This is a genomic window from Hyalangium sp., from assembly GCF_035629615.1.
Taxonomy (GTDB): Bacteria; Myxococcota; Myxococcia; order Myxococcales; family Myxococcaceae; genus Hyalangium.
Genome location: NZ_DASPHO010000426.1, coordinates 1 through 8568, shown reverse-complemented (window position 1 = coordinate 8568; position 8568 = coordinate 1). Strand labels below are relative to the sequence as shown.

General features: G+C 67.9%; 11 protein-coding genes. All 11 read left to right on the top strand.

Annotated elements, in window-relative coordinates:
• The coding region (locus tag VD972_RS21725; protein ID WP_324989962.1) for a GspE/PulE family protein at nt 1–491 on the top strand (491 nt) is incomplete at its 5' end.
• Nucleotides 492–529: 38 nt separating this feature from the next.
• Nucleotides 530–1786: a type II secretion system inner membrane protein GspF gene (gene gspF / locus VD972_RS21720; protein ID WP_324989961.1), complete on the top strand. Its 1257-nt coding sequence runs from the start codon at nt 530–532 to the stop codon at nt 1784–1786.
• A 13-nt stretch (nt 1787–1799) separates the two neighbouring features.
• Nucleotides 1800–1952: a hypothetical protein gene (locus VD972_RS21715; RefSeq protein WP_324989959.1), complete on the top strand. Its 153-nt coding sequence runs from the start codon at nt 1800–1802 to the stop codon at nt 1950–1952.
• Nucleotides 1953–2007: 55 nt separating this feature from the next.
• Nucleotides 2008–2433, top strand: a complete 426-nt coding sequence (gene gspG / locus VD972_RS21710; RefSeq protein WP_324989958.1) for a type II secretion system major pseudopilin GspG — start codon at nt 2008–2010, stop codon at nt 2431–2433.
• Nucleotides 2434–2466: 33 nt separating this feature from the next.
• Nucleotides 2467–2895, top strand: coding sequence for a type II secretion system protein GspG (locus VD972_RS21705; protein ID WP_324989956.1), 429 nt, complete (start codon nt 2467–2469; stop codon nt 2893–2895).
• A complete protein-coding gene (locus tag VD972_RS21700; protein WP_324989954.1) occupies nt 2892–3611 on the top strand; it encodes a prepilin-type N-terminal cleavage/methylation domain-containing protein in 720 nt (239 codons plus the stop codon). The genes VD972_RS21705 and VD972_RS21700 overlap by 4 nt, the downstream gene beginning before the upstream one ends.
• The gene (locus tag VD972_RS21695; RefSeq protein ID WP_324989952.1) at nt 3608–4468 is read left to right on the top strand and encodes a prepilin-type N-terminal cleavage/methylation domain-containing protein; all 861 of its coding nucleotides are present in this window, start codon (nt 3608–3610) and stop codon (nt 4466–4468) included. Before VD972_RS21700 ends, VD972_RS21695 begins: the two co-directional genes overlap by 4 nt.
• Nucleotides 4465–5136, top strand: a complete 672-nt coding sequence (locus VD972_RS21690) for a type II secretion system protein GspJ (RefSeq protein WP_324989951.1) — start codon at nt 4465–4467, stop codon at nt 5134–5136. Before VD972_RS21695 ends, VD972_RS21690 begins: the two co-directional genes overlap by 4 nt.
• On the top strand, nt 5136–6512 hold the full coding sequence (locus VD972_RS21685; RefSeq protein WP_324989949.1) for a type II secretion system minor pseudopilin GspK: 1377 nt from the start codon (nt 5136–5138) through the stop codon (nt 6510–6512). The genes VD972_RS21690 and VD972_RS21685 overlap by 1 nt, the downstream gene beginning before the upstream one ends.
• 2 nt (nt 6513–6514) lie before the next feature.
• Nucleotides 6515–8107 (top strand): pilus assembly protein PilM, encoded by a 1593-nt coding sequence (gene pilM, locus VD972_RS21680; RefSeq protein WP_324989947.1) that lies wholly within the window; start codon nt 6515–6517, stop codon nt 8105–8107.
• A gap of 3 nt (nt 8108–8110) precedes the next feature.
• A partial coding sequence (gene gspM / locus VD972_RS21675) for a type II secretion system protein GspM (RefSeq protein ID WP_324989945.1) occupies nt 8111–8568 on the top strand: 458 nt, incomplete at its 3' end.

The following is an 8568-nucleotide window of genomic DNA, read 5'->3' as shown; positions in this document are numbered from 1 at the left end:
TCACCGGCCACCTGGTGTTCTCCACGGTGCACACCAACGACGCGGCCGGCGCCGTCACCCGTCTGGTGGACATGGGCGTGGAGCCCTTCCTCGTGGCCTCCTCGCTCACGGCCATCCTGGCCCAGCGCCTGGTGCGCCGCGTGTGCCCGGACTGCCGCGTGCAGTACACGCCCACGGACGACGAGCTCAAGGAGCTGACCCACTCCCGCGCCAGCCTCAAGCAGCGCTACGGGGTGGAGAAGATCTACAAGGCCACGGGCTGCCCCAACTGCAACCGCACCGGCTACCGCGGCCGCACGGGCATCTACGAGCTGCTGCTCGTGGACGACGACATCCGCCAGCTCGTGCTGAAGAACGTGGATGCGTCCACGATCAAGAAGTCCGCCACCGGCAAGGGGATGCTCACCTTGCTGGAGGACGGCGCTCGTAAAATCGCCCTCGGCGAGACAACCATCGCAGAGGTCCTCAGCATCACCCAGGAGGACATCTAGCCACCGCCCCTCACCCGAGGGGCTGGGGGTGAGCCACCATGCCTGTCTTCGAGTACAGAGGTCTCAACACCGCGGGCAAGACCGTGAAGGGTCTGCTCGAGGCGGACTCGCCCAAGACGCTGCGCGCCCAGCTCCGCAAGGACGGCATCTTCCTCACGGACGTGCTGGGCCAGGCGGAGGGCAGCCGCGCCGCGGTGCGCAGGGGCGCGGGCGCCGATGTGGCCGCGCGCGACATCAACCTGCGCAGGCTGGCGGGCGGCCGCATCAACACGGATGACGTCGCCATCACCACGCGCCAGCTGGCCACACTGCTGGGCGCGGGCGTCACCCTGGTGGAGTCCCTCACCGCCCTGGTGGATCAGGTGGAGAAGGAGCGCCTCAAGCGCGTGCTCTCGGATGTGAAGCAGCGGGTGAACGAGGGCTCCTCGCTGGCGGACGCGCTGGGGCAGCACCTGAAGATCTTCGGCTCGCTCTACGTGAACATGGTGCGCGCGGGAGAGGCCTCGGGCGCGCTGGACACGGTGCTGCTGCGGCTGGCGGACTTCACCGAGAGCCAGTCCCGGCTGCGGCAGAAGATCATCGGCACCATGCTCTACCCCGCCATCATGGTGCTGGTGGGCGGCGGCATCCTCGTGCTGCTCATGGTCGTCGTGGTCCCCAAGGTGACGAAGATCTTCGACACCATGAAGGCCACCCTGCCGCTGCCCACGCAGATCCTCATCTGGACGAGCAACTTCCTGCAGAACTGGTGGTTCATCATCTTCCCGTCCATGGCCGCGGCGCTCATCCTGGCGACGCGCTACTACCGCAGCCCCGCGGGCAAGCCCAAGTGGGATCGCTTCGTGCTCCGGGCGCCCGTGTTCGGCAGCCTGGTGCGGCTGCTGGCCATCTCCCGCTTCGCGCGCACGCTGGCCACGCTGCTCAAGAGCGGCGTGCCCCTGCTGGCCGCCATGGACATCGTCAAGGCCATCATCACCAACTCAATCCTCGCGGACGTGGTGGAGAAGGCCCGCGACTCCATCCGCGAGGGCGAGAGCATCGCCAACCCGCTCAAGCGCTCGGGCGAGTTCCCGCCGCTCGTGTACCACATGGTGGCCATTGGTGAGCGCTCGGGCCAGCTGGAGGACATGCTGACGTCGGTGGCGGACAGCTACGAGACGCAGGTGAACGTGCGCATCGGCGCCCTCACCTCGCTGCTCGAGCCCATCCTCATCGTGTTCATGGGCGCGGTGATTGCATTCGTAGCCTTCTCGATCCTGATGCCGATCCTGCAGGTGAACTCGGCCATCCGGTGACGGAGAGATGGGAATGAACGACACGCTCGACCTGTGGATCCAACGCGTCACCCTGGCCGCCATGGTCGCCCTGGCGGCGACCCTGCTGGCCGTGGGGGTGGTGCTCTACGCTTCGGACTCCGAGGCGCAGGAGCCAGCCGCGGCGGCCACCCAGGGCGTGCCCTGACATAAACAACCCGGCGGGGCCGCACGCCCTGCCAGAAAGTCACTCGAGGAAGAAGATGGACCTGAAGACGAGGAAGCAGCAGCGCCGCCGCAGCCGAGGAATGACTCTGATCGAGATCATGGTGGTGATCACCATCCTCGGGCTGATCGCCGCGGCCGTGGGTGTGGCCGTCATCCCCAAGCTCGAGGAGGCGAAGCGGGACACCGCGCGGCTGGACATTGGCAGCATCAACAACGCGCTGAAGCTCTACTACACCAAGCAGGGCAAGTACCCGGACACGGGCACGGGCCTGAAGGCGCTGGTGGACACGCAGAACCTGGAGAAGATGCCGGTCGATCCGTGGGGCAACGAGTACGTCTACCTCAACGAGAGCGGCAAGCCCGTCATCGTCTCCTACGGCGCGGACGGCACCGCGGGCGGTGAAGGCAGCGACGCGGACGTCTCCTCCAAGGACAGCGGCACGGCCGGCGGGAAGAAGTAGCCGCCCGGACGCGCGAGGCTCGAGAACCTGCCCATGACGAACACCGCTCCCCTCCAGAACCCGCAGCTGACGGCGCACCCCGCCCGCACGGGGAGGATCGCGGTCGCCGTCGTCGTCGTCAGCGCCACGGCGCTGGCCTTCGGGCTGGCGTATGTGACGACGGACTGGAGCCTGGGTCCGCGGCAGCGCATGGCGCTCGAGCAGATCCGCCGCATGGAGGGCCTGTTCAAGATCTACCACCGCACCATGGGGCGCTTCCCCACCGAGGAGGAGGGCTTCACCCCGCTGCTCCAGGCGCGCGTGCTGGAGGCGGTCCCCTCGGATCCCTGGGGCCGGCCGTACGTGTACCAGTTCAACAACGAGCGCACCGGCATCGTCTCCTTCGGCGCGGACGGCGTGCCCGGCGGCGAGGGCGAGGACGCGGACATCAACAGCGGCGGCCTCCTGAAGAGGCGGCGATGAGAGCTCCCTTCCCCGCACGCTCGCGGCGGGCCGAGCGCGGCCTGACCTTGATCGAGATCTCCATCGCGCTGGGGATCGCCGCGGTGCTCTTCGCCGCGGTGGTCATGGGGGTTGGCGCCCTCACCGGCGCCAAGGCCAAGGTGAGCGCCACCGAGCTGGCGGGCGTCATCCGCTCGCTCTACGACACGGCCGCGCTCACGGGGAAGACGTGCCGGCTGGTCTTCGAGCTGCCTCCCGCCAAGAGCGAGGAGCCGGTGCGCTACCGCGCCGAGTGCGCCGAGTCGGGCGTCACCACCTCGCGGGATCGCGAGGCCGCCCTCAAGGACGAGAACAAGGCGCGGGACGACGAGAAGCGGCTGGGAAAGAACGAGCGGCGCAACTTCAGCCAGAGCGGCAGCGGCGGAGCGCCCAACCTCCAGGATCTGATCGAGCAGGAGCAGAGCCGCGTGGAGCAGGCGGCGCGCTTCTCCGAGTACACGGGCGAGGAGGTGGCCCCTCGTGAGCTGGCCGACGGCGTCAGCCTCTCCGTGTGGACGCGCCAGCAGAAGACGGCGGTGGAGTCAGGGGTGGCCTACCTCTACTTCTTCCCCCAGGGCTACACGGAGAAGGCCCAGGTGTACGTGCGCCAGGGCGACAACGTGTGGACGCTCGCCATCTCGCCGCTCACCGGCAAGGTGAACATCGTCGCTGAAGAGCTGGAGGTCCCTCGCACATGAGCACCCGGAACCCGCGAGGCTTCACCCTGCTCGAGACCGTGATCGCGCTCGCCATCCTGGCGCTGGCGCTGATGGCGATCTTCGACCTCAACTCCGGCGCGGTGGCCAACCACGTCTACACCAAGCGCCTCACGGTGGCCGCCTTCCTGGCCCGCTCGAAGATGACGGACCTGGAGCAGCAGCTCTACGACGATGGCTTCTCCGCCGATGACGACGAGGAGTCCGGCGACTTCTCCGACGAGGGCTGGCCCCAGTTCAAGTGGCGCGCGAAGATCATCGCGCCCAAGACGGACGGTGTGTCTCCCGACCAGCTGATCGGCGCCATCTTCAACCTGCCCATGGGCGGGGCGGACGGAGACATGGGCGGCATCGCCGCGCTCTTCGGCGGTGGCGCGGATGGCAAGGACGGGAGCAGCGGCGGCCCGGTGCCCGCTGGCGGCGGCATGGCCGGCATGGCCGCGGGCATGGCGCAGCCCATGTTCAACCAGATGATCGACCAGCTCACCAACGCGGTCCGCGAGGTCCACCTCACCGTCACCTGGCGGGAAGGCAAGGTGGTGGAGAGCATGGACGTGGTGACGCACGTGGTGTCCCTGGGGCCTGGCTCGGATCGCAACGGAGGCGCCGCGGCAGCCAACGCGGCCGCCACGGGCCAGCAGCCTCCCGAGACGTCCAACCAGTGGGTGGATCCGGCCACGGGTCAGATCGTCCCCAATCCCGTCCCCGGCCCCAACGGCCAGATGCTCCACCCGACGACGCGGCAGCCGCTCATCAACCGCACTCAGCATCTGAACAATTTGAACAACCCGGGTGGCCAGAACAGCGGCTTCAACCCGCGCGGAAAGAGCCTCCAATGAGACGTTCGCTTCGGGGCTTCACGCTGATGGAAGTGATGATCGCCGTGTCGATCACCGCCCTCATGGGCACGGTGGTGGCCATGGCCTTCCAGACGGGCTTCCGCGCCAAGGAGGTGGTGGAGGGCGAGGCGGAGCACTACCGCATGGTGCGCGTGGCGCTCAACCGCATGGCGCGGGAGATCGGCTCGGCCTACGTCAGCGACCGGTACGATCCCAAGCGCTACCGGGACGCCAACGATCGCCCCACCAACTTCGCTGGCGAGCGGGATCGCCTGCTCTTCACCACGTTCGCGCACCAGCGGCTCTACACGGACTCGAAGGAGTCCGATCAGGCGGTGGTGGAGTACTTCGTGGAGACCTCCACGGAGAAGGGCGCCCGGAGCCGGCAGGATCTCAAGCGGCGGGTGAACCCGAACATCGGCGAGCGGATGGACCGGGGCGGCACCACGGACGTGCTCTTCGAGGGCGTGAAGAAGCTGGAGTTCGACTACTGGGACTCCGAGCGCAAGCAGTGGGAAGACGAGTGGGACACGCGCCGCAATGAGAAGAAGTCCTTCCTGCCCACGCGGGTGCGCATCACCCTGGTGGCGCTGAACGAGAACGGCAAGGAGACGCGCTACACCACCCAGGCGCGAATCATGCTGAACACGGAGCTGCCGAGGTTCTGATGCCCAGGTTCTTCTCCCAGACAGCCCGGCGCCGCTCCACCCGCCCACCCTCGCCCGGCCGGCGTGATCGCCGCCAGCGCGGCGTGGCCCTGATCATCGCCGTCATCTCCATCACCCTGCTCACCGTGGTGGCGACCGAGTTCGCCTACAACACACGGGTGGACCTGCAGCTGGCGGCCAACCAGCGCGACGAGGTGCGGGCCTACTACATGGCGCGCTCCGGCATGTCCCTGGGGCGCCTGCTGCTGCGCTTCCAGAAGCAGGTGGATCAGACGCCCCTGCCGAACCTGGGCGGCCTCCTGCAGCAGCTGACGGGTGGGGCCGGCGCCGGAGGTGCGGGTGCGGGCGCACAGCAGCCGGCGCAGACGCTCAACATCCAGCTCTGGAAGCTGGCGCGCGTGGACTGCCACATGCTCAAGGGCATGGTGAACAGCGACACGGGCGAAGAGGGCGAGGGCGGCAAGGACGACGAGCCCGAGCCCCAGGACGGGAAGTTCAGCATGGAGGAGGGCGAGGGCGAGCTGGCCATGGGCGATCAGCCCCTGAAGCGCTCCTTCGGGGGCTTCGAGGGCTGCTTCCTGGCGAACATCAGCGACGAGGAGGAGAAGCTCAACGTGCACCGGCTGTCGGCGCTGGCCACGGATGCGCTGCCCACCGCGGCGCGCCTGATGGATCTGTTCGGCGACAAGCGCTTCGAGTTCCTCTTCAACCGGGACGACGCCAACCGCGTCCGCGTCACGCCGCAGGATGTGGTGCTCGCGCTCAAGGACTGGGTGGACGAGGACGAGGTGCAGTCCGCCATCAACCTGGCGGATCCCGTCAACCCGTTCGCCGCGGGCTTCTCGCCCGAGGACAGCAACTACGATCGGTTCGACCCGCGCTACGAGGCGAAGAACGCGCGCTTCGACAGCCTGGACGAGCTGTACCGGGTGCACGGGGTGACGGATCTGTTCATGGCGGCCTTCCGGGACCGGCTCACGGTGTACCCGGACGTGAACTCGCGGCCCAACGTGAACACGGATGATCCGATGATGATGTACATGGCCATCCTCTCCGTGGCGGACCCGGCGCACCCGGATCCCCGGCTGCAGGATCCCATCTTCATCAACGAGCTCATCACCCGTATCCGCTCCGCGCGCATGTTCAGCTTCTTCGGGATGTCCGTGGCGGACTTCGTCAGCGTGGTGGAGTCCGCGGGCATCCCCGTCAACCCGGCCATCAAGGCCAACGCGGCCAACAACCGGCTCGTGGGCGACAAGAGCCAGACGTTCACCATCAAGTCCGTGGGAGAGGCGGGCAGCGTGCAGAAGACGCTCACCGCAGTGGTCAAGCTGGACGATTCGCTGGGCAAGCTCCTGTATTGGAGAGAGGAATAAAGATGGCCCGCATTCTTGGCCTCGATCTCGGTAGTTACTCCGTCAAAGGCATCCTGTTCGAGTCGAACCTCCGCGGCTACACCACCAAGGCCTACGCCGAGGTGCGCCGCGCCGAGGGCGAGCGCACGGAGACGCTGCGCGCCGCCGTCCAGGAGCTGCTCACCCAGCACCCGATGCAGGCGGATCAGGTCATCGTCGCCCTGCCTGGGCAGGCGCTGATGACGCACGCCTTCACCCTGCCCTTCACCGATCCGAAACGGCTCGAGGCGGCCCTGCCCTTCGAGGTGGAGAGCCAGCTGCCCTTCGATCTGAGCGAGGTCCTCTTCGACTACCAGGTCGTGGGACAGAAGGCGAAGACGAGCAGCGACGTGCTGGTGGGCGTGGTGCGCAAGGAGGAGCTGACCTGGCTGATGCAGCTGCTCACCGGGCTGAAGCTGGATCCGCGCGTCATCACCCACCCGGGCTTCACCTACCAGAACCTCTTCCTCCAGACGCCCGCCCTCTTCGACGGCATGGCTGAGGCGGAGGCCGTGGCCGTGGTGGACATTGGCCACGAGCGCACCACGGTGGCCATTGGCCGGCCGGGCGTGGGCGTGGAGTTCTCGCGCACCTTCTCGGGCGGTGGCAGGGAGCTGAGCCGGGCGCTGGCCGCCGAGTTCCAGACGCCGCTGGCCGAGGCGCACCAGTGGAAGGAGACGTATGGGGCGCTGGCCAGCGCGGCCACCGCCCTGGGCCCGGATGCCGAGCGCGCCGCCACGGCCTTCGTGCGGGGCCTGCAGCCGGTGCTGCGCGAGCTGCGTCCCACCTTCAAGGCCTTCACCTCGCGCTCGCGGCGCCAGGTGGGCGCCGTGGTGCTGTGCGGCGGCACGGCGCGGCTGAAGGGGATCGCCGAGCAGCTCGAGCGGGATCTGCACCTCCAGGTGAAGGTGTTGGCGCTGCCGACGGAGGCGAGCTCGGCGGTGCCCCCGGAGGCTCATCCCACGGCGGCCCAGGCCTACGCGCTGGCGCTGCGCGGACAGGCCTCGGGCGCCAAGGCCCCGCGCTTCAATCTGCGCCGCGGCGAGTTCGGCTTCAAGGGTGACTTCGACTACGTGAAGGACAAGGTCGGGCTGCTGGCCTCCTTCGCCGCCACGCTCCTGCTGCTGTTCATCGCCGGCGGCGTGGTGCGCAACTCGGTGCTCGCGCGCAACGAGGCCAAGGTGGACGCGGTGCTGTGCAAGACCACCGAGCGCATCCTCGGCAGGTGCGAGACGAACTATGACCGGGCGATCAACCTGCTGCGCGGCGTGGAGAGCCCGGCCTCCGCCCTGCCGAAGATGACCGCGGTAAACCTCCTGGCGGAGGTGACGCAGCGGATCCCCACAGAGGTGCCGGTGAAGCTCGATCGCATCCAGATCGACATGGAGCGCATCATCCTCCAGGGAGAGACGGACAGCTCCAAGGAGATCGACATCCTGAGCACGGCGCTCAAGGGCCACCGCTGCTTCCGGGAGGTGAGCCCGGGCAAGGTGGAGAAGACACGGGATGGGCAGAAGGTGACCTTCCGCCTGGACATCCAGGTGCAGTGCCCCGAGCAGTCCGGAGCGGAGACCTAGGCCATGAACCCCATTCGGCAACTCTTCAATGATCTGCGGCTGCGCTTCGAGCAGCTCAGCGGCCGCGAGCGGCAGCTGGTGGTGGTGGCTGGCTCGGCCTTGCTGCTCTTCATCCTCTTCATCACGGTGATGTCCTTCGCCAACAGCGCCAACACCTACCGGCGGCGCACGCTGGACAAACTGGCGAAGCTGCAGGAGGTGCAGCAGCTGGCGGCCAGCTACAACCAGGCCACCGCGGCGCGGACCTCCATCGAGCAGCAGCTCACCAACAGCGATGTACGCCTGCTCACGTACATCTCCGACAAGGCCACCGCCGCGGGGCTCGACGCACCCACCATGACGCCCAAGGGTGAGGTGGGCATCGGGGATGGGAACATCCTGGAGAGCACCATGGACCTGACCTTCATTGATGTGGATCTGCGCAAGCTGACCGACTTCCTGCGCACCGTGGAGAGCGGCCC

What these genes read in the sequence shown, in the direction of transcription:
- gspF (WP_324989961.1), top strand. Translation starts at nt 530, where the DNA reads ATGCCTGTCTTCGAGTACAGAGGTCTCAACACCGCGGGCAAGACCGTG.
- VD972_RS21715 (WP_324989959.1), top strand. Translation starts at nt 1,800, where the DNA reads ATGAACGACACGCTCGACCTGTGGATCCAACGCGTCACCCTGGCCGCC.
- gspG (WP_324989958.1), top strand. Translation starts at nt 2,008, where the DNA reads ATGGACCTGAAGACGAGGAAGCAGCAGCGCCGCCGCAGCCGAGGAATG.
- VD972_RS21705 (WP_324989956.1), top strand. Translation starts at nt 2,467, where the DNA reads ATGACGAACACCGCTCCCCTCCAGAACCCGCAGCTGACGGCGCACCCC.
- VD972_RS21700 (WP_324989954.1), top strand. Translation starts at nt 2,892, where the DNA reads ATGAGAGCTCCCTTCCCCGCACGCTCGCGGCGGGCCGAGCGCGGCCTG.
- VD972_RS21695 (WP_324989952.1), top strand. Translation starts at nt 3,608, where the DNA reads ATGAGCACCCGGAACCCGCGAGGCTTCACCCTGCTCGAGACCGTGATC.
- VD972_RS21690 (WP_324989951.1), top strand. Translation starts at nt 4,465, where the DNA reads ATGAGACGTTCGCTTCGGGGCTTCACGCTGATGGAAGTGATGATCGCC.
- VD972_RS21685 (WP_324989949.1), top strand. Translation starts at nt 5,136, where the DNA reads ATGCCCAGGTTCTTCTCCCAGACAGCCCGGCGCCGCTCCACCCGCCCA.
- pilM (WP_324989947.1), top strand. Translation starts at nt 6,515, where the DNA reads ATGGCCCGCATTCTTGGCCTCGATCTCGGTAGTTACTCCGTCAAAGGC.